The following is a 21,649-nucleotide window of genomic DNA, read 5'->3' on the forward strand; positions in this document are numbered from 1 at the left end:
CCTATGCGGGCATGACTGACATAATTCACTGCGAAGGCAATGTTTTTGAGGTGCTCCGTCAAAGCAACTGCAAAAGCATCCGATACACTTTGCAGGCTGTACCCTGCCGCTAAAACCACTATGGCTGTTACATTGATAGGCTTCCCTATGCCGGACACAACCGTCACGTTAGCACCGATGGGCCGAACACTTTCTATATGATCTGCTACTGTAGCTACCAGCGCAGGCATAGCTGGCTGACGTTCAGAATCTATAATCACTACTTTTACCGTACCTGGGCCATTCCAGAGAGGAAATACCTTGGCCTCACCGACCCCTGGTACTTCCGTGGCCCACTTTTGGTAGTGATAGATATTGCCTGAAGTGATAGGCCGCTGTACCTGGAGCCGGTATCGATTAAGTAGTGCTGCATCCGTCTCGGTATCCTCCCCTGGTACCAGCACCTCTGCCAATTCCGCCCTGACCAGACCCGGTACGTAGTCAATGGGCAGCATACTGCCCAGGGGCCGATTGCCTGATGAGCCGGCTGTTTCACACTCCATGACGTACTGCCCGCTGGAAAGCTTATTGACGGCAATATAATTTAAGTCCTCAACTGAAAAACGACTGCCCATTGGTACGTCCAGCGGCGTGTCGCTATTACCGTAGAATAACCCTTTTCTTTTTGTTTTTGTGGCTAACTGCCTGGTCATCCCCAGTTCCTCCGTACGTAGTTCCAAATAGTCTCCGTTGGAGGTGCTGACAAAGCCCAAATCAAGTACAGCATCAAGTTTAATGCATGTTCGAGCTAACTCAGTGGCCGCCGGAGCCAGCGCATCCCAGATAATTGAGCCTTCTTTTTTATCAATATCATCAGGCACTCTTGCCAGTATCCGTTGCATGATGGTGTCATAGGTTTGATCTTCAAACACTTTTATATCACCTCGCTTATTTCCATGACTCCTTCAGAGGTTTCTACACTAAAAACAACCTCTACCTTATCACTAGTAGGCGTTACCTTAAAATCGTACACCCGTTTAATCCGCTCGTCATATATGATAGCCTCTGTAATAACCCTGGTTATTTCCGCCTCCATGAAGGGACCGGTAAATCCCTTGCCGATCAGATCATCAATCTCGCACCCATAATCATCTGAGTATATCGGATGCCTAAATCGAGCAGTTTTTATAGCCTTACGGATAAATTGCCTTATGGCATCCTCGCCGTCAATCTTTCTGCCAACCTTGCCGGTATTAAAATTGAGGCTGTATGTTTTGGATGGCTGCGTTTTATTCTGCAGCAGAGTTGGGATGGTTACGTTAGGTTCAAAACCCATTTTCATCACTCTCCTAATAGGTAGCTAGCCTGTCCATGATATAGAACTTTTGACCACCTTGAAAACTAAGCACCATGACTCTATCACCCTTCTTTAGAACATTCTCATAGTTTAGTTTTATAAAGTTGTAAGTAAATGAAGAGATTTCATTGTGTGGTGGTTCAGGTTCATCTGAAACTTTAAAAAGTAGTCCATCCCCACTTACAAGGTCTTTCCCTTGACCATCACCTAGCTCCCTTAATGTTCCTTCAGTGTGTTCTAATGTAACTATCCTTTCGTGCCTAGTCAAATGCTCAGCTACCACCAGTAATTCTTTCGGGATTATCATTTTATCGTTATTCATTAACTTAATTGAGAGGTCTGGCGGAGGGGTGATTACTTCCGCTTCCATTAACTGCATAGGATTAGTTGATTGCTGTGCCGCCATGGCAGCCTTCATAATAGTTTGCAGCATTTTTATTTCTCCACATCCTCACCAGCAACCACAGCCGGTATTTCATCGGTCTCAAGTAGTTTTAAGCTCATGGTGTGCTCATTCCCTCTAAATACATGGGTATCCTCTTCAATAAAATAGCCGCTCCGAACCCCTAAATCCTTGGAAATAACATGGATCGCTCTGCCGGTTATCACATCCGGGATACCCAAGGAATCAATACTGAACATCTTGCCGAGTTTGCTTTTATTGGCCAGTATTTGTTTGGCTAACTCATTAAGTTGGGCCTGGTTCAGTTTGTCCAAAATTCTTTCGTAATACTGAAGAATACCAAACTGCTTGGCTAGTTCATCGTTCTTAGCAGATGCCGTAAAGGTCTTTTTTTCTTCCCCAGCCTCTAATTTTACACGTGTAAAGGTATCCTCTATTGATTGTTCATACTCAAAATCGATAAGGTTTACCCCATCTTCAATCACCCATTTGACGGCATTTTCTACCCGGTCAATAAGGTTTAACTTGCCTCCCTGTGAGTACAGGCAAAAACGCTTTCCGGTATTTTGATAGGTTAAATACAGGGCATCCATAACTATGTCATAAAGCGTTTTGCCAGAGTACACCCTGGATGGTATGACATAACCGGTGTCTGTTATGGTTCCGGTGGCAATCTGGAATTCTGAGCATATCCTTTTTAATATTTCGCTGGCTTTTTTAGCAGTAAACAGATAGCTTTCAGTATTCTTGACCAGGTAAATAGCGTTATCATAGGCCGTGAACCCCATGCTCCCGCTTTTGTTTCTGTTTCGCTTAAACTCTATGCCTCTAAACAGTTCTTGACCCTGCCACAGGAATAAAACCCCATTACCTTCATGCGGTTCAATAAACTGGTGGCCACCCCTATACGTGGACACCATCTGCACATCAACCTGTCTTGGAGCCTTTGTCTTGGCTCCGGACCAAGTCACACTTTCCACCGGCAGTTGTATTGTTTCACCGTTTTGCCTAATCACAAACACCTGAATCATGCTAACACCTACTTTGGCCTTGGTTGTTTTCCCACTGCAGCATTACCGTTATTATCCACAGTAAGCGTTCTTGTGGTGATAAACCGATATTCCTTCAAGGCAATGTCATAATAAATCGTACCCATATCCCCGCCACGCTCGCGGTAGTTAAATTCCTCGATGGTCACAGCATAATTAAGCGGCAACCCTGTCACAATAAATCTCGCCGGATTGCCGCTTGCCTTCCATTTTTCAATTAACTGTACCGTTTCCCATGGATCGGGTATATCTTCATATTCACAGTATGGGCCTGGCTGGACCGGAAATTCGCTGCTAAAGGAGAAGGTTTTTGCTGCAGGGTCCTGGAGAATAGTGACTTCGCCAAGACCGCTAATATTTACTGTTGTGTTCTGTGAACCGTTATTAATTGTTAACTCCTCTGGATTAACCGGCAGTTGAAGCCGTTCGGCGTTGTTGTTAAAGGTTAGCCAGAATTGATATGTTTTTTTAGAAGGCATAGACATCACCTGCTTTGCACTAAGTAATAATTAATCACTTAGCCATTTTCATTGACCTATTTCAAATTAAAAATCATAAACACCATTACCTGATACGGTTGATTCTTCGTCTAATAGCCTTTTAATAGCGTTGACAGTTTTGGCAACTAGGCGATCCTCGTCGGCTTCATTATGGAAGTGATTTTCCCCCGTGATGTTAACGCTAATCTCGCGCTTGCCACTGGCCTCCCTTGGTTTGTGCGTTGATGCGACAATGCTCCTTGCTTCCTTTTTTGAAAGGGTTAGTTGATTGTTAACAGCAGCATCATCCTGGATAATCCTTTGGGTTATATGCTGTGTAGCATCAGAAACAGAAGGTATAAACGCAGGATTTAGCCTCTGGTCGATGGTCTGCGTCATATCCGGGAGCAAAGGGATATTTGCCTGGTTTAGTTTCTGGTTAACAGTTTGACTAGCAAGGATAGATCTGGTTTCATCTGCCGGTAACACCTGACTACCACGAGGTAAGTTGACAAGTTCTGGACCTTCTTCACCGACAAGTGATATGCCGCCAGGGGCAAAGTTAGTGCCCTTGGCAAACTTAGACACTTCCGCGCCAATATTATCAACAAACGTCTCCCTGACTTTTCTATTGACCTTTACATCTATTGTTTTTTCTCTGGAGAAAAAGCTTGTAATATTATCGAATATACCAGTAATAATACCCCATGCCGCTTTGATTATCTCGATAATATTGCCCCATGCTCCTTCCCAATTCATAGTTATGATATTAAGTCCAAAAGCAATCACATTCCCTATAATTTCAACCGCGCCGGATATGACTGTTTTTACATTCTCCCATATGGTTGAGAAGTAGGCTATTATTGTGTCTCCCCACACTGCCCAGAACTCTTTGAGGGTATTAAAAATAACCATTCCAGATGATTTTATTTGTCCCCATATCTCTAGGACTTTCTTTTTAAAGTTGTCATTTGTCAGCCAAAGACTTTTTATCGCAAAGCCAATAGCCATAATTCCTGCAATAACAGCAACACCAGTTCCAATCAACGACAACATTGGCAGAGACAGCATTGCAAAGCCAGCAGAAATAGACGGAAGTAATCCGATTAGTAGTAGCAAAGGCCCACCAATTAGCAATAGTCCAGCAGTTACAGCGGCAGATATAGCTATGACTTTCTTTGTAGAGGAAGAAAGCTCATTAAATGCTTCCACCGCTTTAGTTGCACCTTCTGCAACCATTCTAACTTCTGGGGTTAGTGAGCTACCTATATTTATCGCAGCACTTTCAGCCGCCCCTCCCAATTGATCAAGCGCTCCTTTTAAATTGTCCTGCATAATTTTTGCTGTAGCTTCTGCGGCACCGTCCGATCTTTCAAGTGCCTCTATGTACTCATTCAACTTGTCCTTTCCTCGACTAATTAAAACCATCATTCCAGAAACTGCCTCGGTGCCAAATATAGTGGCTAGTGACTGTGCTTTCTGCGCCTCCGTCATATTCTTCATATTGTTTTCTAACTGACCGATAATATCACCAAGGTGCAGCATTTCGCCCTTATTGTCAGTAACAGCAAGTTTTAGTCTCCCCATTTCCTTCGCAGCACCATCAGATGGATTTAATAGGTTCAGGAGTGACGATCGCAGTATCGTGCCGGCCTGTTCACCTTTAATGCCAGCATCGGCCATTTCAATGACTGCAGCACCCAAATCCTCAATTGAGTAACCTAATTGAGTTGCTATTGGTCCAGCATATTTCATTGTATAGGCCATATCAATTATGTCAGCATTTGATCTATTTGCTACTTCCGCAAGAACATCGGCAACGTGGACAGATTTAGTGGCCTCAAGTCCGAAAATATTCAGCGCTGTGCCCATTGTCTCGGCGACAAGAGCCATATCAGTACCAGAAGCGGCGGCGGCAGACAATACGCCTGGCATCGCTCCCATAATATCATTTGCGACCATCCCGGCAGCTGCTAGCATCTGCATACCCTCCGCCGCCTGGCTTGCACTAAAACTTGTGCTACTACCCAACTCCAATGCTTTTTCTCTTAACGCAATAAATTCCGTTCTGGTTGCCCCGGCCAACGCCTGTACTTTACTCATCTGAGAGTCAAAATCAGCCGCCGTTTTGACCATTAATCCCAACCCCGCGGTCATGGCCGTACCGGCAACACCCATAGCTATTCCTGCTGATTTTGCCATATCAAATATATTTGTGTTAAACCTTTGGTTAAATGCTTCGTCAAAATCCCTGTTGACGCGCCTTGTCACATCTGACAAACTACCCAAACTGCGGCGCATTTGCTCCACTCTTCTGGTAATATGGTCTTGGATATTAAAAAAAGCTGTTAGCGTCGCCATTAAATTGCCTCCTTTTAGTGAATAGAAAAACACCCCGTAGGGTGTTACTTAAATTCTCCGCTTAGTATTTGCGTTTTAAAATTAGGAGCACTTGAAGAAGTTTTCATCCACAATATGCCATAGGCTTTTTTTCCTGGCTCAACATTTTCTGGATTAAGCGACCCATAATCAAGAGAAGTTCCGTCAATATCAAGAGAGTTAACCTTTATCGTGCCACTAAAACTTTTGCTACTAGCATTAGTTAACCATACAACAACCTTTCTTTCACCTTTTTCATTGACCATATCTTGGGCCTCGGCAGTTATGTTGACTTTGTTTAACTCTGCTGCTTTTTCAGCTTCTTTCTCTATGCTTTGTCGCTGATATTCTTGAGTCTCTTTAGCTATTTTATCTTCATGACCTTCATTAAGTCCAAATAAATCCATCACACCCCCTATCGCCGCCAATACCAAGAATCCTATGAGTATTTTTTTCCACATAAAATTACCACCTCCAACAAAAATATATTAGAGGCGACACCATTTTTATCCTTCCTAATTTTTCCTCATTTTCTCGACAATGTTCACCACCCCTTTGTCCTTCCCCCCTGTATTTACGCAAAACAAAAACACCCTCGAAGGAGAGTGCTCTATGGTATAATATTCCTTGTACAATAGAAAAGGCTCCTCAAGGGTGGTCTGGCTCATCCCCGGTAGGAAGGGGGTGAGACTATGACAGCATTTGAAGCGTTAATGTTGATGCTAACTTTTGGCATCTTGATCGTGACCATGTTGTCGCATGATAGAAAGAAGTAGACCTCCCTTGAGCCTAGGAAGCAAAACGGGAGGTCTACTTCTTATTTTTGAACCTGAGCCGACCCCTTTTGAGGGTAACTATTGTACCTTGACTGTAGGTGTTACCAGCACCTGCAGTCTTTTATTTCTATAGTATGTGCCTTTCAATATATATTAATAATATCATAATATATATTGAATTTCTATTGAGTATTTACACTAAAAACTACCTATACCGCTACCTCCATGCTTTGTTGTAACTGCAATTGCTTTTCTCTTGATTCCCTGGCTGCCTCATTCCACCCTTCTGGTTGTACAGGTGACGGGTTAATTTCGCAATATACTTCCTTGAAAAGTTTCCCTCCCATTTCTTCAACTAGCCTTCTGGGGATTTGTATTTTTTCTTCGCTTAATTCAGATTCGATAAGTGTCCTGACTAGCCCCCAAAGACAAATTTTCTTGGCTAATAACACAGATTTATGCCAATTAGGAACTGCTTTATTAATAGTAAGCGAAACACCTTCACCGTTTTCTTCCCACTCTGTGCGTATAGCACCAATAGGCTTCACATATACCCTGACGCCACACTCACGTGCGATTTGACACATCTTTTGCCATATTGGCCGATTATGGATAGGACTTAGGTCGTCATCTTTAAAACTTTCAATTCCTAAACTCATACTCATAATATTCTCCCTTTCAGAAGTGCCATACTTTACAAATATGCCTTTCTAAGGGTATACTATCTATGTATGGCATTTCGTTTTTCTTTTTAGTCGCACCTACTGCTTGCCGGCTTGGGGTGCGATTTTAAATTCCCCTTACTTTGCAATCCCCTTATTCTCCCGGTCAATGACTGCAATAACTCCCCTTCTCTCTAATATTTCATGAATAAACAAGCGTCCTTTCTGTGTCCATCGCGTATTCATTTTTATCGACCTGTTTCCGTTGTTATGAACCACATCGATGGTCTGTGATTTGGTATACCCCTTATCCTGGTGCTTTGCGTAAAGCAACCATTGGTTATTTTGCTTATACTGGACCCCTTCCTCGTGCAAGACCTTGTTTAACTCCTGCCCCGACATCCCGTAATCTTTCGCAATTTGAGTAATGGTCACGGTGTCTTTCGATTGGAGAATTTGGTCTACATATCTGGCCTTTGGCTCATATTCCTCTACACATTGTATGAGCGCTTTCTTTTCCTTGTATTCTTCTGCCCAGCGGTACGCTCTTTGTACTGGGTCCTCTATCATGTAACTATCTACCTTGGATACAAGTGTCAATTCGCCTTTTCTTAGTGCTTTGATAATTACCCTAACCCACTGTCTAAATTCTCTGGCCTTTGGTTGTTTGGATAACATAGTTACTTCATATATACCATCCTCGGTGAAAATTCTTGTGTCATATAGCTTTCCGTCAGGTGCGGACAGTTTGTCCGTAGCTGAAAACCCGCTTTGTTTCAAGTATTCGTTTCTCTGAACTATTTTTTCTACTCCACTTCTATCAGCATACTCCAAAGCCTGTGCTAACTGGTTGATTGTCATAAAAACATCGCCGTTTTCGTTCTTCCAAAAATCACATTGAATATTTCCAAATTTTTCTTGCCTAGCTAATGAAAGATTCATCCATCTACCTCCCTTATGCAACCACATCTTTTTTATAAACCAAAATATCTCCAATCCCACAATCCAGGTACTTACAAATTACTTCAAGGGTTTCAAATTGAACACCCTTAGACGTTTCGTAATAAAGATTCCTCACGGTCACTTTGGATAATCCGGTATCGGAAATTACATCCGACATCTTTTTCTTTTTCCTTGCCAACAATACCCTGAAATTATTTTCTATCATTGGCCCCCTCCTTTCTGTTTTTAATGGTGGTTCATTCTTTTATTATTTATGGTCAACAATGTGGTAATAAGGTTCATATAAATGAACCTGTAAATAGAATACCCTGATTAACCTCTCATGTCAACTACTTTAGGTATATATCTGTATAATTTAAGTTCAATATGTTAAACTTATTTGTGAGGTGGAAAAATGATCAAATGTAATCTGGCAGTGCTGCTTGCTGAACGCAATTTAAAAATGTCTGACATAATAAAAGAAACTGGGCTTGCCAAGAATACCATTCGTTCTCTGTACTATAACGAGGCTAAAGGTGTTCAATTTGACACTCTTGAAAGAATATGCGAATACCTTAATGTAGAACCTCAAGATGTTATTCTGAAAATTAATTTCAAATACGAAATAATAAGCAAAAACATTGATAATGAGCATGGCACAATAAATTATAAAATTAGCTTTGTCTATGGCGAAAAAGAATATATAGATACGGTAGAAGTTTCCTTGTCCGCGCCTGATTTTTATGTATTGTTTGAGAACGAATTTTCATGCCATGAACTTGCTATTGATATTAGTTATGAAAAGGAATTAAGGCAGAATATATTCTCTCAAATTACTGAGTTAGAATCTGAAAAAATTAACGCAAAATTAATTGAAGATTTTATTGATACCTTTAATTTAGAGCAACATACCGTAAATTTTTTGCATGTTTATGCTTCTGGCATCTTGGTATAAAAATTCGGACGGCTCAATAGCACTTCTGTTTTTATTTTTAGTCGCACCCGTTGCCGCCAAGCTTAGGGGTGCGATTTTAAATTCCCCTCTGTCCTCTTTTCTATCATTTTCTTATACCACTAACCTTGGCCTCCAAGATACGATAAAACTAGAAGCTTCATTTAGATCACACCGACGTATATCCTTGTAGCTTGGGACGGCAAAACAATCCTTGATACCGCGATATAATTCTCGGAATAATTTACTGCGAATCTTGGTAGCATCATCTTCGTCGGCTAACTTTCTGATTTCCGGCTTATCTGCTAATTCATATACCCTTTTTGCAACCACCTTCTGTAATTTCCGCTGCTCATTACTTGTTAGGGTAATTTGTTCCTCAACCTTTTGATCAACCTCGTCAATTCGCTGTTTAAGTAATTGCTGTTCTTGCCGTATTTCTTGCTGACCTTCCACCAAGTCAGCAGAGGTACGGAGTAATGTTACTAGGGCTTGGTCTTTGGAAAGGGGGATTATTTTATTGTCAATAAACACATTCGCCAATACATCTTTGGCGTGAAGTTGGTAATTAACAAGTCTCTCCTGGATTTCTGGATTGTCAGTAACGTTAGCGTTAATCTTAGCTAACCATAGGGGTAAGAAATCTAGTTCGATGGTTAAAACCTCTTGATTTCCACCTTTTGTAGGGAGAACGATTTTCCGTTCCCCTTTCGAGAGAACAACATCTTCCTGGATTCTTTTCCTTTCGTTTTGCATTCTTTTGTAGGGGTGTCATGGACCGTTACATCCTTCCCAAAAGTTAGTTGCCAATCTGCTTGCAAATATTGCCATGAAGCATTAAGATTGATTCGGCCAAGTAATGTTTATACTGCTCAAAAATCCTGTATTCCTCATGTTGCTTCGCTCTTTCTAGCTGGCTTTGCCAAAGGGCTTTTATTAAATCACCGCTTGTTTCCCTTAGCTCCGTTAAACAAGTGTTGTCAATGACTCCATTCTTTGCCGCCCGTCCAATAATACCACCCTGTTTTTCCAACGTGTCCCTTATGAGTTTGCTTTCGTCAAGAATAACCGCAGCCAACCTGCTTGATAGTTTCTTCTGGCTATTGAGCTTGTCCATTAATTTTAGCCCCATCACCGCAACAGCTTTCATAAACCAGTCATGATCCATAATAGAGTCCTTGAATTTTTTCACCTTTTTCTTATCTTTGATAAAATCCAAATCAGAAATATTCAGGATAACAAACTTTACGAATTCGCATACTCTATACGCCATCCATCTCCCATTGTTGAAATGGTCGCTCCTTTGTCTGAGGTACAATGTTATTAAACCAGGTCGCAATACTTTTTCTTGCCTATTATAGTCATTTAACCAACTCAAAAGCATTGATTTGCTTGCCATGTTTTGAGGGATGTTGTCCATTAGGTCAGCGTAATGGATTTTTGCATAATTTTCCGCTAAGAAAATCTCTGTCGCAATATTTAGTTGTTTTTCCTTCTCCCGGTAAGCCTCTTCCTTAATGAATTGAATCGGGTCTAAAAACGGAGCTTCATAAGCAATTTGGTTAATTTGAATTTGGTTGCCCTGATATTGTATAATCTCCATCAATTATTACCTCCGATTTCTTATATATCCAACTTTCCATCTCCGCAGCAGCATTCTTAAGAACCTCAACACATGATTTCACTTCTTGGCAAACGGACATATCATAATTCATTTTTATTACTTCCAACTCCGCCTTTTTCATGCCTCGGCCAAGTTCCTGGACAATTCTTACCAACAAATCCCTAATGACGTGTTGATCCTTAATCTTCATTTGCTCCTGAGTGAGAGAAAACAACGCATCGGTCTTTTTAATCAACTCTTCTTCTTGTTCTCTTACCCTCTTCTTTAAGGTGGTATAGTCTGGCGGTTGAATCTCGACTACTTTCTCAACAACCTTTTCTTTGACCACCACCTCCGGTTCCCGTTGCTGTATCTCCTGGAGAGACTTTTCAGCTTGAGCTGCCCGTTGGCGTTCTGCTTCGGCCTGGGCCTGGGCTTTGACTGCAGTTTTTTCTGCGGTCTCTAATCTTTTACGAATTTCCTTTGCCTCGGTTACTGATTTTTCACCTATCCCCTCCCCTACGGTATCCAAAATTATCTGCTGGTTCTCTGGCGAAAGATAGGATAACTGTTCTGCCGCTGTTTTATTGAGTTTGCCGGAAGACACAAGTTCTTGTAAGGGGAGAATAAGGTCGTTGAGTTTTAAAAGGCGCTTTGTGGTACGCTCATCTTCGCCAATATTCTGGGCGATATCTTCTATGGTTTTCAAAGTGACATTTTGTCCTTTTGATTTTCTATCACCACCACGGCTAACTCTCCAATATTCCTTTAAAAATTTCGCCCGCTTCGCCTTTTTCATCGGATCATCATCACCTTGGCGGCGTTCCTCATTGTCAGCAATCAGCAGGTATAAAGCCTCCTCCTGTCTGACATCCACTATCACCACCGGCACTTTTTCAATCCCCAACTCGGCGGCAATCCGCAGTCGCTGGTGACCGGCAATCACCGTGTAGTCAGGAGTCACTTTCAACGGGTCCCGGATGCCGTGTGTTTCAATGCTACATTTCACTTCTTCGTACTTTTCGCCGGCGAGATCGTTGTAATATTCGCTATTTTGGGGATGCGGCTTCAATAGCCGTGTAGGTAGTAGGTTCATTATATGCCTCCGCTTCCTCTGTGCTAAATAATTTTTCCACAGAAATACCCAAAGCTTGTGATATTTTTATGGCCACATATACAGATGGCTTTTTAACCCCCCTTTCAATATCAGATAGATAAGGCCTTGTAATGCCTATAAGATTAGCCAATATCCTTTGAGGCATACCCATTTCCTTCCTATAGTGCCTAACATTATTCACTTCAACCCTCCTCCGTTAACCATGGTGTACACCATTATAGTATCAGCCACAAACCCCTTTGTCAACCATGATATACGATTAATTTTTAAAAATGTATTCTACGGAGTACATTTTACTGTTAAACTACATAAGTAGAAGGAGTGAAAAAATGAGTAACACATTTGGTCAACTCATAAATAAATTAAGAAAAGAAAAAGGATTGTCTTTGCGCGAACTAGCCGACAAAAGCAACCTAAGCCATTCATATATTGATAAACTTGAAAAAGGCATCGACCCCCGTTCAGGAAAACCTGTTATACCAACACTTGATACTATTAAGAGATTAGCGCAAGGTTTGGATGTTAACTTAATTGACTTGATGCTTCAAGGTAACTTAATCACTGAAAAAGATGTTCTTAGATTGTGGAATGCAATGCAAGAGGAAGATTATCACAATGATTCACAATATAAGCCACTTAATTCACTTAATGATATTGATATAGTTTTCAGGATATATATGGGCGCGTTATTTGAACCATTAGGAATATCTCCAATTCAAGCACTATCTTTTTTTGAAAAAGATAAAAAAACCAACTTCTGTCGCATGAAATCTAAAAGATATCCTGAGCTTAGAATATTGGCTCAAAGATTATATGGACTTCATTGGAGAGATGCTTTTCTGAGTGCATTAAATGATGAGTTTAAAAAACAAATGGTATTATTAGATAAAGATAGCATTCTTGAGCAGGAATATTATATAAAATTAATTGAGGATAGCCCCTTTGCAAATGATCCAGAAATAAAAGAGCCACTGACTGATTTCAAAAAACATATCGAAAACAAAAAAAAAGAATATGAACAACAAATACCCCCAAATATCAAAACGGTTACTGATTTAGATGTATTTTTTTCCCAAGACAATCTTGTTTATAAAGGCGTACATCTCACCCCCGCCGAAAAGGAGCGTCTCAAAGATTTCATGGAAATCGCCATGGAAATCATCCGCAAGGACGATTCAAAAAAGCCCCAACGAACGAAACATAATGGAGAAGGAGACACCTAAGCAGGGTCTCCTTTGTTGCATAAAGAAAAGCACCCGCAGGTGCTTGTTAAGTACGAGTCCTTCTTTTTACTCTTGATCTTATTAAGTCAAACTTTTTACTCTTTTCCTTCTCACATAATTCGATCATCCCTTTTAGTAAATTGAACTGATTCTTTCTGCGAATATGTTGCACTACTCCAACTGTAATTACAAATATAAAATATATAATTGCAAACTCAATTAAAAAAAATAAATATTTATTGAACTCTATTTCTTTAACTATTGATATAGTATTTATAAAAATTGCCAAGAAACTAACTAGTAAAGTACTAAAAAACGATATTCCTCGAAAACTTCTATATTCTTCACTTTTTATGTTTACATATACTTTCAGAAGCTGTAAATCTTCCTTGTCTATTTGGTTAGATAGAATCTGCTTATATGTTTTTAATGAATCCAGAAGTTCGGGTTTCTTATTTTTTATATTATGGTTTTGCTTATATAATTTCTTAACAAAATTTATATAAGCTTTGTCCTCACCTAAAAATAATAAATCTTTCGGAATGTTAAAATGCCATTTGTTTACAATGTAAAATACTGCTTTAGCCATAAGTCCAAAAACATTTACCAATAAGATCATTATTATTACTATAATCAAACCCTCAATCACTCATACACCCCCTCTCGCCAAAGTTTCGGCAATAAGAGGCTTCCTCCTTCCCCAAAATTTCGACATATTTAGATAGGGGTGTCTCCTTTAACTAGGCATTATTTCCTCCTGCGATTAGCTTTAGCAACCTCCCTCTTTTCCTCTTCTATCACAAGTTCCTCAGAAGCATAGGCCATAGCTTTATGTCTAATATCCCACTTCCATAATTCATGCGGCGGAATATGGTGACGTTGAAAAATCCGGTGACTGTAAACAGCGTGACAGTCACCGGATATGATTAGTTTTTTGCTTCTTCGACCAGTTCTTCAAAATCCTCGTCAAAACCGTTTACTCGCTGTGCCGCTTGGATCAACTCGGCGTACTCGCCAGGAACATTAAGGATGGCTTTTACCAAATCAACTGGATCTACCAATCCATAACTGTCAAGCAGTGCCTTGCTTTTAAAATCTGGATACGTTGTAGATTCGATGCAAAGCCGGGCAATAAACCTTTGATTATCGAACTTTTCCACAGTACCCCTTTTGCTTTTGGTGGTTTTTGTGCATTCATCACGAAGTTCTTGTACTTTTTCAGTTGTAATGGCTCTTAATTCAAAGGGGATGGGCCCACCTTCTTTGTTAAGAAACCTTTTGCTCACAACAACAGATTCCTCCGGAAGTTGTTTTGCAGCACCCTTCATAAAAAACTCCATTGATCTTTCCATACTTTATTCCCCCTGTATTATAAATTTTTCAAGATATCATTTTTAGAGAAGGTAGAAACGCCAAGTCTTTTATAATCTGACATTTAGCCTTGCATACCTGGTAGATCTCTCTGTAGTGAGTCCCTTTGCTTGCCTCGATAGAGATTATATTTTCAATGGCTCTTTCGAGGAATTTGATAGCATCAACATAAGCTAGGGGCAAGTTGTCCCGCTTTCCAGCCTCAATACCCAGTGTAGAACTTACTAATTTCGAGTATGCCATATAAAGCTTGCCGGCATTTTTACTTCCCTGAGCCTCAGCAAGTGGGATGAGCTTGGTTAAGATAATGTCCGTTTCATCCCTGCGAACCTTTTTGCCTGTCAACCTAGATTGGTGCCACTCTGCGGTTTGGCGTTCAAGGATAAACCTTCTCATCCTTACAAACTCCCTGGCTAGCATCTTTTTAAACTTAAGAACTAATGGGCTATTATCAAAGAGAGTCATAAGGAAGATAGCTTGTTCTTCATTTAAAAGGTAGATTTTCCTTTCCTGCCCTCTAGTTTTAGTTCCTCTCCCAGCGGAAGTTAAAATTGGACCAAGATCCTTTAGGTCAGATTCGTATCTTTGAATTGTTTCTGTTATTCTTTTATGTTCTCTGGACGTATTCTCCGAAATTATCCAGCTATTTGTATAAATTTCATTTCCTTTTGCAACCACCAATTCATTCATATGTGTCCTCCCTAATTTTATTTCCCCCACATAAAAACTCACCACAAAATTGAGGTGAGTTGCAAGCAAGCCTTATAAAATTAACCCACCCAAGCAGAAGGGCCGGAGGAAAAACCCTCTTTTCGCCTCGCGAAAGCTAGCTTGGGTGGAAAATGGTATCTAAAATGTCTCCGATAATTCCTCTGGCAAGTCTGCACCTTCAAAGGTAAATGGCAACTCTTCTTCCAATCCTTCGGAATCAACATCTAGTTGAGCAACCATCACACTGTCAAAGTTGACCCCATAGAGCGTAACCCGCTCCGTGCCACGACCAGACCCTTTGTCATCAAGCACGGATTGGGCAGTGAAATATACATCCTTACCTGTTCTTGCATACTCCAGCACGACTTTAATAAATTTGGAGGTTGCCTTATACAGGGTCATGGTTCCAGTGCCAGATAGGCCGACGGTTTTGTTGCTAGACCATCGCCTACCCATAATGTTCTTTTGGGATTTGGTCTTTTCAATGGTGGCCTCGAAGGTCTTGATGTTCGCCATTTCCTCGCCATCAAGAAACAGACGCCCCTCCTTGCCATTGATATGATTTTGTGTGGTATAAGACATAACATGCCCTCCTAACGCACCTTAACGGTGAAATAAAACTTCTCCATACTATCAACAGGCTGGGCACCGATGGTAGCATAAACACTGTCTCCAACTGACAGGTTCGTATCAATTACAAAGTCTGTTTTGGGATCAAAGTTGGTAAGAGCACCGGCATCTTCCAATGTTTGGAGATAGATGTTTACAGCATCCTTAAGCAAGGCTTGGCCGTCTGCATTGTTGTCAACCTTTCCAATATAGGAATTAGAAAAGGTCTGCAACAGATCATTATTTATTGCATCAAGCACCCGGATAACCCGGTTCTTGCTAAACCGCTCATTTTTGTCCTGATCATAGGAAATTAGACTGTTAATATCCTGTTCTACCTTTACTTTTTTTCCATCGTGGACAAATAGAAATTCACCAGCTTTAAGGGCAGCGATAATCTGACTGTTGGTGTACCTCGGGTTAGCATCGGCGGCGCTGTCATAAGCCTTATATGTAAGGCTCTCAGTAATGCTTGCCCCTGCGCTAGCCCCAGCTACCCAGGACACTGCATCGACATCATTCAACACTGTGCCATCAGTTAGTTTGACTCCGTTCTTTACATTGATAATGCCTTCGTAATCGGCGGCAATATTGGCCGCTACGCCGACAATTTTCTTGCCCTCATCGTCGCGCATACGTTTAATAAAGGTGATAAAACTGGCCTTAAGTGTTTCGTTGGTGGTTGTGTAGGCCAATACATCAAAATGTTGTGTTTCGGTTGCCCCTAAGAATTCTGTCCAATCCTGATTAATAATGTTACCGTCAGTTCCGCCGGTCAATGGAGTGCCAGCCGTTGCCGGAATGGCTTCGGTTCCAGAGAATTTTACATATGAATTTGATACCAATTCAGCTATATTGGTAGCTGTTTGGCTATCCACCAATTGGCCATCTAGGTAGGTTTCAACGTCCTTCTTGGAGTCATCTAAGACATTGACGGATGATTTGATGATAATATCATTGCCACGACCGCCGCCGTAATTTGCGGCGACAGTCAGATTGCTTACTGTCGCAGTGGCAGCAACCCCGGCATTCAATCGGTAACACTTAACAAGGCTGGCCCCTTTAAAAGCCTCTCTAATATGCAGCATTTCAGGATCATTGATATCGTGAGCAAAGTTATCAAACACTTGCTGTTCGTTTTCGATGTCAATAAATTGCTTTGCCGGTCCCCAATCAGCAAGCAAAGGAATCACCACGGTCCCGCGCTCACCGCTGGTTATTCTGGCCAATGCCGCAGCTTTGAAGTTGATATATAAACCAGGCCTAACCTTCGGCACACCTTCATCAAAAGTCCCACCGGGCATACTACTTCACCTCTTTCTGTAGAAAATCATTAATCTTTACTTCAGCCTCTGCCTTGGTAAACTCACCATCAGCATTATAAAAAGCACCGTCAAAAACTTCCGGCTGTACACCGAACAATTCTTTACAGTGCTTTCTTAAGGCGGCAATATCAAATTTTAATTCTTCACTCATGGTTTCACCCTTTCGGTTAAGAATAGACGGCCCATCTTAACGTACTTATCAACTACCTTACGCCACTTCAAGGGCATAAGCGAATCGACTGTGTGTTTTTCTAAGCATTCATATACTGCATTTTCAAATATAATATGGTCTCCAGGATAATACGTCATTCCTGGGACAAACTCTGGAATACTTACCCAATCTTTAGCCAAGGTATCAGTGTAGTAATGTCTACTACTCCATGTGACGGTCATTAGTGCTACCCCGTCATCAACCTGGCGTACATCTGCCCGTTTAATCCGGATGTACTTACCTGTGGAACCACCGTCAGGATTAAGCATTGGGATTAGATATCTGCCTGTACGGATAAAGTCAGCAATTTCATCGGCTTTACTTACGGCCTTGGGGCTATTCTTGTGAAATATTTTAACGGCCATAGTGTAAGTTTTCAGGAATGTGCTTAAGGTGTCTGAGCCATCAACTACAATCGGAGGTGGGAAATAGATGCAGGGGATAGCAAACTTTTCCGGAATCCTGTTAGTGTATACTACCGTCTGCCATTTGCTGTAGCAATATCCCATAATTGAGCCAATCTCCTGGTTCACCATTCCACCCCCCTTAGAATGTATCAAGCCACTGTTGCAACCTTCTTTCCAGCGACCTCTCAAACATGCGCTCAAAGATTGCTAGCGCACTATCCCAATAGCCAGTACCTTCAATCCATTTGGCTCTTAGCATCATGCCAGTGTCGGCACCAGGTTCATATTCAAATGTGTGGCCATTCCAATGCCCGGGAATAAATCGCCGCTCCTGCCAATGTCCATCATTGGCGTAGCTGGCATAATTAAGTCCAGAACCTACCTCTAGCGTTAATCCCCGATCCGTTATCCCCCATATATTGTCACTGTCACCTTTGTCAAAGGAGTTGAGCAGTCTCCGGGTATCCACCGTTTGGGTTCGGATGATTTCCTGCTGAATTTCCTCAAGAAACTGAAAACCCACCCCCTCAAGCCATAGTGAAAATTCCCGTCTTAGTTCGCCATTTGCCGCCTGTTCAAGTCGGCGAATCAACTCGCGCAACCTTCTGATCTCTACATTCCTTCTGGCCATTATAGGGCTCCTCTCCGTATGGCAGTGACTCGGATATGGTGGTTCTTGACCTTGCGTGGCACCTGTGCTTTGAATTCTGCACCTTCAAAGACGAGCTTGTCATTCAATCTCACGTTAACATCTTTTTCAAAGGTAATCGAAAAAACATGAATAATCTCCGCCCCCGGTTCTCCCTGGGTTATCGTCTGAGTTCTCTCAGTGAACTTGCAGGGAATGCCTGTCAGGTCCGGTTCGTTCTCATAATAGAACTCTATTTCCTCACCAGTCACACCGTACCCTGGGGAAAAAGTTCTTTCGCGCAGGTGGAAAATATCGCATCGATCTGTCAAAAGGGATTTAAAGCTCATATTGCCCTTATCCTAAAACTAATCGGTCTTTTAGGTGCCGGCTTCCGAATATATTTGGCGATTAGCAACTCGATGGAAGGCCTATTTACCGCCGCCCCGCTTGCCAGCGTATAGCTGTAGTCCTCCAACCTCTCGGAGGTATAGCCTTTGGCGATGGACTCGTCAGAGTTTACCAAGGCGTGGTATTCCGCCAATTTAATCAGCGCCAGCGTTACTTCTTGAGGCAATGGGATAAACTCTGGGTCGGTAAAATTATGCCCGCATCGATCAAAGAGCTCCATTTCGGCCTGTGTAATATCGTTCACCAGCTTATTCGGTGCTCTGTTTTTTACTGCGTTAAACTCCGTATAATCAATAACCTGTTGAGGGGTAATCAGCGCCATAAACTCACCTACTTTTTATTGGTTTTGCGCTCTTTCCGGGTTTCTTGAGCAAGTTTTTCTTCTTCTTCTGCAAGAGCTTCCTCTGCCGTTTCTGCGGTTTGCTCGTTATCGGAGGTAAGTGTAGTATTTGATGCGTCCTCTTTATTCTCTTTAGGAGGTAGCACTTTTTCGGTCGCCTCTGATTCAAAGTAGTGCCCATAAGACTGCAGTTCCGCATCACTTAGTTCATAGACCTCACTGGGATAAAAGAAGCGCCCCCCACCAATATGGAGAACGCCCCTGTCTTGCTTTAATTTGTATTTTCCCGTAGCCATCTTAACCCTCCTATAACTTTGTACCGGTCATCCACGCCACAGCATCAACCTCGCGGACAACGGCATCAAGGTAGGCAAAAAGAATATGATAAGTGGCATCTTTAGCCTTAGCCATCGCACCTTCTGCCGTCCGGCTATACCGCAGTTCGCGGGTAAATACAGGCTTCAGATTCTTAAAAGGAGTCAGTGCTGCAAAGCCGCTCTGCATATTTGCTACAACCTCAACGTTGTACCCTGCTAGGCGAGTTAACTTCCCTTCGACCAATACTGCGTCACCAAAACCGGTTTGCCGCTGCGTAGCCAGAGAAACAATCTTGTCATGAGTTCCCCGGGTTAGGAACCAGGTGATATCATCGTGAGCATTCTTGTACTTCTCCGGCAGAACCTGAATATGGTTTACGAAGTCAATCAGCGTAGGGTCTGCAGTAGCAAGGTCTGTTTTATGAGTCGACTGCTTCATCTTTTTGACGAAACCATCCAGAATGCTCAGAAATTCGTAATTGGCATCTCCAGTATCTGTATCGGTGTCGCCGTTAAAGGCCAGATCCTGAAGGTCAACCCCGAATTGTTTTTGAATCATGGCAATGACCGTCTGCTCCACATTTTCCTTGCGGGCCTGGAGGTTATACCAAACATCGTCATCTTGCAGCCATTCATCCCAGAACACCTTCTTTACATTATAAGGAATTTGTCCCGAAGTGACGCCGCCCACCCCGGTGGGGTTGTTACTCTTGGAGTGTTCACGGATTTTGCGAGATCCAACGGATAAAGTGTCAATATTACCGGTGCCGCTGGTCCGGAATAGTGGCTCCATTCTGGTTAAAGTACTGGCATAACCAATTGTGTCAATCAGAAACTGATAGGCTTGATCCTGAGGCAGGTTAATATTCAAGTCCTTGCGGATGCTTGTCATAGCCGCCTCTTTGTTGATGATCTGCTGGTTGCTTAAAGTCATTTTCTTGTCCTCCCTTATCCCGTTTTACTTAAAGAAATCCATGTAGCTTTTTTCTACCGGAGTCTCTTGCTGACCATTGGTCTCAACCAGCTTTGAGATCCCTCTGGCGGCCTCGACCTTTTCGATGCGCTGGGTTAATGGTTCGGTGGCCTTTGTTACTGCATCGGTGATCATTTTAGCCACACTTTCAGACGTTAACTCCGATGACGGTTCCTGTCCTTGGCCTTCTGCAACAGGGGCTTCGTTCTTTTCTACGGCCTCCAACTTAGTGATCACCGGTTCCATTGCCTTGGCAATGCCATCCGTCACCATCTTTTCGATGTCCTCTTTTTTCACTTCAACTTCCTCCTCCTCTTGATTTTGCTCAATCAGCTTACTCAACGCTTCATGCGCCGCCTTAATCTCTGCCATGTTGGCATTAGATATCTTCTTACCGGCCTTCAAAATATCCTCCGGTGGCTGTCCCATGGCCTTCACAACATTGTCGGCGGCCAGTAACTCTGTAATAATAGCTGAAAAATCCGTTAGGGCTCCTTTAATCTTTTCAGCATCCGATTCATACTCCCATCCGTCAAAGTGCCAGTTGTATTTTTGCAGAGTATCGGACAGGCTGTCGAATGCAGCCCAGAAGCTATTCCTCTTGACTCTCGAAGCATATTTTTCAGCCACTTCCCCTTTTTGAACAGAACCTACACCAAAGAAATTTTTTAGCACGGCCAGCAAGCTGGTAGCCTGCTCGACCTCTGATTTATTAACTTCATGTTCCACTCGTTGCCCTACACCTCCCATGGAAAAACCGGTCAGTTCTCCCTTTTTGATTTCTTCCCAGGTATCATCATCCGGTACATAAACTGACATCAGCCACGTTCCTTTTTTGACCTCCTGGTCTCCTACTTTCCCATCATCTTTCGCGACCCAGCTTTCCACCACATCCGCTTGGCCAGAAACAAAATCATGCTGCTTGTCAATGTTCCTGTAGTCCTTCAAGAACTGGTGGGCCGTCTTTTCAATCTCCTCGGCGGTCATAAACTCGTTGTGAGCATCCATGGCGTCCGGTTCATAGACAACCCCGGTCACAATTCGTTTTTCCTCATCCACCTTAAGAATGGGGATGACCCTTTCGAGGGTCGGCACCGTTTCGGCCTTAATAATTGCAAATTTCTTTTTGTTAGCTGCCTTATCCACAAGGGACACAAAAGAGATTTTGGCGTTTTTGATTTCGGTTGGCAATTTGCCCGCCCCCCTTTCAAAACTTGCTTCAGATAAAATAAAAGAAACACCCTAATCGGTGTTCCTTCTCTTCATATTTTTGATTTTAGCTTCAGCAAACTTAATTTCAATTTGCTTTAGAGTTAGGTCAAATCGGTTTTGTTTTGTCGGGTTTTCCTTCGTGATCTGTTCCAGTTCCTCGTACTCTCTTTTCGCGTCTCTCAACCATCGGCGGGCCTCCAATTCTTCCATCGG

At 42.2% G+C, this 21,649-nt stretch carries 31 protein-coding genes; 3 read left to right on the forward strand and 28 right to left on the reverse strand.

What is annotated here, in order from left to right:
• From AC1U9Z_RS04750 to AC1U9Z_RS04780, 7 genes are all read right to left on the reverse strand, one after another.
• The coding region (locus tag AC1U9Z_RS04750; protein ID WP_479955951.1) for a baseplate J/gp47 family protein at positions 1-911 on the reverse strand (911 nt) is incomplete at its 3' end.
• A gap of 2 nt (positions 912-913) precedes the next feature.
• Positions 914-1,315: a DUF2634 domain-containing protein gene (locus AC1U9Z_RS04755; RefSeq protein ID WP_479955953.1), complete on the reverse strand. Its 402-nt coding sequence runs from the start codon at positions 1,313-1,315 to the stop codon at positions 914-916.
• 13 nt (positions 1,316-1,328) lie between these two features.
• Entirely contained in the window at positions 1,329-1,769 is a 441-nt protein-coding gene (locus AC1U9Z_RS04760; RefSeq protein WP_479955955.1) for a DUF2577 domain-containing protein, read from the reverse strand.
• Between the two features lie 2 nt (positions 1,770-1,771).
• The gene (locus AC1U9Z_RS04765; protein ID WP_479955957.1) at positions 1,772-2,770 is read right to left on the reverse strand and encodes an XkdQ/YqbQ family protein; all 999 of its coding nucleotides are present in this window, start codon (positions 2,768-2,770) and stop codon (positions 1,772-1,774) included.
• A gap of 8 nt (positions 2,771-2,778) precedes the next feature.
• Positions 2,779-3,267: a hypothetical protein gene (locus tag AC1U9Z_RS04770; RefSeq protein ID WP_479955959.1), complete on the reverse strand. Its 489-nt coding sequence runs from the start codon at positions 3,265-3,267 to the stop codon at positions 2,779-2,781.
• A gap of 66 nt (positions 3,268-3,333) precedes the next feature.
• The gene (locus AC1U9Z_RS04775) at positions 3,334-5,628 is read right to left on the reverse strand and encodes a phage tail tape measure protein (protein WP_479955961.1); all 2,295 of its coding nucleotides are present in this window, start codon (positions 5,626-5,628) and stop codon (positions 3,334-3,336) included.
• A 44-nt stretch (positions 5,629-5,672) separates the two neighbouring features.
• Positions 5,673-6,107, reverse strand: a complete 435-nt coding sequence (locus AC1U9Z_RS04780; protein ID WP_479955964.1) for a hypothetical protein — start codon at positions 6,105-6,107, stop codon at positions 5,673-5,675.
• Positions 6,108-6,338: 231 nt separating this feature from the next.
• On the opposite strand from AC1U9Z_RS04780, the gene AC1U9Z_RS04785 reads away from it, so the two are divergent.
• A complete protein-coding gene (locus AC1U9Z_RS04785; protein WP_479956215.1) occupies positions 6,339-6,422 on the forward strand; it encodes a putative holin-like toxin in 84 nt (27 codons plus the stop codon).
• A 209-nt stretch (positions 6,423-6,631) separates the two neighbouring features.
• Here AC1U9Z_RS04785 and AC1U9Z_RS04790 read toward each other — a convergent pair whose 3' ends face one another.
• The 3 genes from AC1U9Z_RS04790 to AC1U9Z_RS04800 all read right to left on the reverse strand — a co-directional run bounded on the left by AC1U9Z_RS04790 (position 6,632) and on the right by AC1U9Z_RS04800 (position 8,252).
• Positions 6,632-7,087, reverse strand: a complete 456-nt coding sequence (locus tag AC1U9Z_RS04790; RefSeq protein WP_479955966.1) for a hypothetical protein — start codon at positions 7,085-7,087, stop codon at positions 6,632-6,634.
• Between the two features lie 135 nt (positions 7,088-7,222).
• On the reverse strand, positions 7,223-8,026 hold the full coding sequence (locus tag AC1U9Z_RS04795) for a phage antirepressor KilAC domain-containing protein (protein WP_479955968.1): 804 nt from the start codon (positions 8,024-8,026) through the stop codon (positions 7,223-7,225).
• 13 nt (positions 8,027-8,039) lie between these two features.
• The gene (locus AC1U9Z_RS04800) at positions 8,040-8,252 is read right to left on the reverse strand and encodes a helix-turn-helix domain-containing protein (protein WP_479955970.1); all 213 of its coding nucleotides are present in this window, start codon (positions 8,250-8,252) and stop codon (positions 8,040-8,042) included.
• Positions 8,253-8,441: 189 nt separating this feature from the next.
• Here AC1U9Z_RS04800 and AC1U9Z_RS04805 point away from each other — a divergent pair, with 189 nt between their 5' ends.
• Positions 8,442-8,981, forward strand: a complete 540-nt coding sequence (locus tag AC1U9Z_RS04805; RefSeq protein ID WP_479955972.1) for a helix-turn-helix domain-containing protein — start codon at positions 8,442-8,444, stop codon at positions 8,979-8,981.
• Between the two features lie 111 nt (positions 8,982-9,092).
• On the opposite strand, the gene AC1U9Z_RS04810 is transcribed toward AC1U9Z_RS04805, so the two are convergent.
• From AC1U9Z_RS04810 to AC1U9Z_RS04825, 4 genes are read right to left on the reverse strand one after another with little or no spacing between them, the layout of a single operon-like run.
• On the reverse strand, positions 9,093-9,734 hold the full coding sequence (locus AC1U9Z_RS04810; RefSeq protein ID WP_479955974.1) for an ORF6C domain-containing protein: 642 nt from the start codon (positions 9,732-9,734) through the stop codon (positions 9,093-9,095).
• A gap of 43 nt (positions 9,735-9,777) precedes the next feature.
• Complete coding sequence (locus AC1U9Z_RS04815) at positions 9,778-10,581, reverse strand: hypothetical protein (protein ID WP_479955976.1); 804 nt, start codon at positions 10,579-10,581, stop codon at positions 9,778-9,780.
• Positions 10,541-11,677, reverse strand: coding sequence for a ParB/RepB/Spo0J family partition protein (locus tag AC1U9Z_RS04820; RefSeq protein ID WP_479955978.1), 1,137 nt, complete (start codon positions 11,675-11,677; stop codon positions 10,541-10,543). Before AC1U9Z_RS04820 ends, AC1U9Z_RS04815 begins: the two co-directional genes overlap by 41 nt.
• The gene (locus AC1U9Z_RS04825; RefSeq protein ID WP_479955980.1) at positions 11,631-11,879 is read right to left on the reverse strand and encodes a helix-turn-helix transcriptional regulator; all 249 of its coding nucleotides are present in this window, start codon (positions 11,877-11,879) and stop codon (positions 11,631-11,633) included. The genes AC1U9Z_RS04820 and AC1U9Z_RS04825 overlap by 47 nt, the downstream gene beginning before the upstream one ends.
• A 148-nt stretch (positions 11,880-12,027) precedes the next feature.
• Between AC1U9Z_RS04825 and AC1U9Z_RS04830 the strand changes: the two genes are divergently transcribed.
• On the forward strand, positions 12,028-12,921 hold the full coding sequence (locus tag AC1U9Z_RS04830; RefSeq protein WP_479955982.1) for a helix-turn-helix domain-containing protein: 894 nt from the start codon (positions 12,028-12,030) through the stop codon (positions 12,919-12,921).
• 46 nt (positions 12,922-12,967) lie between these two features.
• Here AC1U9Z_RS04830 and AC1U9Z_RS04835 read toward each other — a convergent pair whose 3' ends face one another.
• The 14 genes from AC1U9Z_RS04835 to AC1U9Z_RS04900 form a co-directional block, all read right to left on the reverse strand.
• Positions 12,968-13,570: a hypothetical protein gene (locus tag AC1U9Z_RS04835; RefSeq protein WP_479955984.1), complete on the reverse strand. Its 603-nt coding sequence runs from the start codon at positions 13,568-13,570 to the stop codon at positions 12,968-12,970.
• Positions 13,571-13,847: 277 nt separating this feature from the next.
• Positions 13,848-14,273 carry a phage tail assembly chaperone gene (locus AC1U9Z_RS04840; RefSeq protein ID WP_479955986.1) on the reverse strand — a complete coding sequence of 142 codons (426 nt, stop codon included), beginning with the start codon at positions 14,271-14,273 and terminating at the stop codon, positions 13,848-13,850.
• Positions 14,274-14,301: 28 nt separating this feature from the next.
• On the reverse strand, positions 14,302-14,982 hold the full coding sequence (locus AC1U9Z_RS04845) for a Rha family transcriptional regulator (RefSeq protein WP_479955988.1): 681 nt from the start codon (positions 14,980-14,982) through the stop codon (positions 14,302-14,304).
• Positions 14,983-15,141: 159 nt separating this feature from the next.
• Positions 15,142-15,585 (reverse strand): phage tail tube protein, encoded by a 444-nt coding sequence (locus AC1U9Z_RS04850; protein WP_479955989.1) that lies wholly within the window; start codon positions 15,583-15,585, stop codon positions 15,142-15,144.
• Between the two features lie 11 nt (positions 15,586-15,596).
• Positions 15,597-16,916, reverse strand: coding sequence for a phage tail sheath family protein (locus tag AC1U9Z_RS04855; RefSeq protein WP_479955991.1), 1,320 nt, complete (start codon positions 16,914-16,916; stop codon positions 15,597-15,599).
• 1 nt (position 16,917) lies between these two features.
• On the reverse strand, positions 16,918-17,088 hold the full coding sequence (locus tag AC1U9Z_RS04860; RefSeq protein WP_479955993.1) for a YqzN/YkzM domain-containing protein: 171 nt from the start codon (positions 17,086-17,088) through the stop codon (positions 16,918-16,920).
• A complete protein-coding gene (locus AC1U9Z_RS04865) occupies positions 17,085-17,681 on the reverse strand; it encodes a hypothetical protein (RefSeq protein WP_479955995.1) in 597 nt (198 codons plus the stop codon). The genes AC1U9Z_RS04860 and AC1U9Z_RS04865 overlap by 4 nt, the downstream gene beginning before the upstream one ends.
• Before the next feature lie 13 nt (positions 17,682-17,694).
• A complete protein-coding gene (locus AC1U9Z_RS04870; RefSeq protein WP_479955996.1) occupies positions 17,695-18,186 on the reverse strand; it encodes an HK97 gp10 family phage protein in 492 nt (163 codons plus the stop codon).
• Positions 18,186-18,515 carry a DUF3599 family protein gene (locus AC1U9Z_RS04875; RefSeq protein WP_479955998.1) on the reverse strand — a complete coding sequence of 110 codons (330 nt, stop codon included), beginning with the start codon at positions 18,513-18,515 and terminating at the stop codon, positions 18,186-18,188. The genes AC1U9Z_RS04870 and AC1U9Z_RS04875 overlap by 1 nt, the downstream gene beginning before the upstream one ends.
• Before the next feature lie 14 nt (positions 18,516-18,529).
• Positions 18,530-18,916 carry a protein YqbG gene (yqbG, locus tag AC1U9Z_RS04880; RefSeq protein WP_479956000.1) on the reverse strand — a complete coding sequence of 129 codons (387 nt, stop codon included), beginning with the start codon at positions 18,914-18,916 and terminating at the stop codon, positions 18,530-18,532.
• An 8-nt stretch (positions 18,917-18,924) separates the two neighbouring features.
• The gene (locus AC1U9Z_RS04885) at positions 18,925-19,230 is read right to left on the reverse strand and encodes a hypothetical protein (RefSeq protein WP_479956002.1); all 306 of its coding nucleotides are present in this window, start codon (positions 19,228-19,230) and stop codon (positions 18,925-18,927) included.
• 10 nt (positions 19,231-19,240) lie between these two features.
• The gene (locus tag AC1U9Z_RS04890; RefSeq protein ID WP_479956004.1) at positions 19,241-20,185 is read right to left on the reverse strand and encodes a phage major capsid family protein; all 945 of its coding nucleotides are present in this window, start codon (positions 20,183-20,185) and stop codon (positions 19,241-19,243) included.
• Between the two features lie 24 nt (positions 20,186-20,209).
• Positions 20,210-21,415: an XkdF-like putative serine protease domain-containing protein gene (locus tag AC1U9Z_RS04895; RefSeq protein ID WP_479956006.1), complete on the reverse strand. Its 1,206-nt coding sequence runs from the start codon at positions 21,413-21,415 to the stop codon at positions 20,210-20,212.
• Between the two features lie 51 nt (positions 21,416-21,466).
• Positions 21,467-21,646, reverse strand: coding sequence for a hypothetical protein (locus tag AC1U9Z_RS04900; protein ID WP_479956008.1), 180 nt, complete (start codon positions 21,644-21,646; stop codon positions 21,467-21,469).
• Positions 21,647-21,649 lie beyond the last annotated feature (3 nt).

Source organism: Desulfotomaculum sp. (assembly GCF_982386235.1).

What these genes read in the sequence shown, in the direction of transcription:
- AC1U9Z_RS04860 (WP_479955993.1), bottom strand. Translation starts at nt 17,088, where the DNA reads ATGAGTGAAGAATTAAAATTTGATATTGCCGCCTTAAGAAAGCACTGT.
- AC1U9Z_RS04780 (WP_479955964.1), bottom strand. Translation starts at nt 6,107, where the DNA reads ATGTGGAAAAAAATACTCATAGGATTCTTGGTATTGGCGGCGATAGGG.
- AC1U9Z_RS04760 (WP_479955955.1), bottom strand. Translation starts at nt 1,769, where the DNA reads ATGCTGCAAACTATTATGAAGGCTGCCATGGCGGCACAGCAATCAACT.
- AC1U9Z_RS04765 (WP_479955957.1), bottom strand. Translation starts at nt 2,770, where the DNA reads ATGATTCAGGTGTTTGTGATTAGGCAAAACGGTGAAACAATACAACTG.
- AC1U9Z_RS04870 (WP_479955996.1), bottom strand. Translation starts at nt 18,186, where the DNA reads ATGGCCAGAAGGAATGTAGAGATCAGAAGGTTGCGCGAGTTGATTCGC.
- AC1U9Z_RS04840 (WP_479955986.1), bottom strand. Translation starts at nt 14,273, where the DNA reads ATGGAAAGATCAATGGAGTTTTTTATGAAGGGTGCTGCAAAACAACTT.
- AC1U9Z_RS04890 (WP_479956004.1), bottom strand. Translation starts at nt 20,185, where the DNA reads ATGACTTTAAGCAACCAGCAGATCATCAACAAAGAGGCGGCTATGACA.
- AC1U9Z_RS04810 (WP_479955974.1), bottom strand. Translation starts at nt 9,734, where the DNA reads ATGCAAAACGAAAGGAAAAGAATCCAGGAAGATGTTGTTCTCTCGAAA.
- AC1U9Z_RS04775 (WP_479955961.1), bottom strand. Translation starts at nt 5,628, where the DNA reads ATGGCGACGCTAACAGCTTTTTTTAATATCCAAGACCATATTACCAGA.
- AC1U9Z_RS04800 (WP_479955970.1), bottom strand. Translation starts at nt 8,252, where the DNA reads ATGATAGAAAATAATTTCAGGGTATTGTTGGCAAGGAAAAAGAAAAAG.
- AC1U9Z_RS04790 (WP_479955966.1), bottom strand. Translation starts at nt 7,087, where the DNA reads ATGAGTATGAGTTTAGGAATTGAAAGTTTTAAAGATGACGACCTAAGT.
- AC1U9Z_RS04815 (WP_479955976.1), bottom strand. Translation starts at nt 10,581, where the DNA reads ATGGAGATTATACAATATCAGGGCAACCAAATTCAAATTAACCAAATT.
- AC1U9Z_RS04850 (WP_479955989.1), bottom strand. Translation starts at nt 15,585, where the DNA reads ATGTCTTATACCACACAAAATCATATCAATGGCAAGGAGGGGCGTCTG.
- AC1U9Z_RS04845 (WP_479955988.1), bottom strand. Translation starts at nt 14,982, where the DNA reads ATGAATGAATTGGTGGTTGCAAAAGGAAATGAAATTTATACAAATAGC.
- AC1U9Z_RS04795 (WP_479955968.1), bottom strand. Translation starts at nt 8,026, where the DNA reads ATGAATCTTTCATTAGCTAGGCAAGAAAAATTTGGAAATATTCAATGT.
- AC1U9Z_RS04770 (WP_479955959.1), bottom strand. Translation starts at nt 3,267, where the DNA reads ATGCCTTCTAAAAAAACATATCAATTCTGGCTAACCTTTAACAACAAC.
- AC1U9Z_RS04830 (WP_479955982.1), top strand. Translation starts at nt 12,028, where the DNA reads ATGAGTAACACATTTGGTCAACTCATAAATAAATTAAGAAAAGAAAAA.
- AC1U9Z_RS04785 (WP_479956215.1), top strand. Translation starts at nt 6,339, where the DNA reads ATGACAGCATTTGAAGCGTTAATGTTGATGCTAACTTTTGGCATCTTG.
- AC1U9Z_RS04755 (WP_479955953.1), bottom strand. Translation starts at nt 1,315, where the DNA reads ATGGGTTTTGAACCTAACGTAACCATCCCAACTCTGCTGCAGAATAAA.
- yqbG (WP_479956000.1), bottom strand. Translation starts at nt 18,916, where the DNA reads ATGGCGCTGATTACCCCTCAACAGGTTATTGATTATACGGAGTTTAAC.
- AC1U9Z_RS04855 (WP_479955991.1), bottom strand. Translation starts at nt 16,916, where the DNA reads ATGCCCGGTGGGACTTTTGATGAAGGTGTGCCGAAGGTTAGGCCTGGT.
- AC1U9Z_RS04805 (WP_479955972.1), top strand. Translation starts at nt 8,442, where the DNA reads ATGATCAAATGTAATCTGGCAGTGCTGCTTGCTGAACGCAATTTAAAA.
- AC1U9Z_RS04820 (WP_479955978.1), bottom strand. Translation starts at nt 11,677, where the DNA reads ATGAACCTACTACCTACACGGCTATTGAAGCCGCATCCCCAAAATAGC.
- AC1U9Z_RS04885 (WP_479956002.1), bottom strand. Translation starts at nt 19,230, where the DNA reads ATGGCTACGGGAAAATACAAATTAAAGCAAGACAGGGGCGTTCTCCAT.
- AC1U9Z_RS04900 (WP_479956008.1), bottom strand. Translation starts at nt 21,646, where the DNA reads ATGGAAGAATTGGAGGCCCGCCGATGGTTGAGAGACGCGAAAAGAGAG.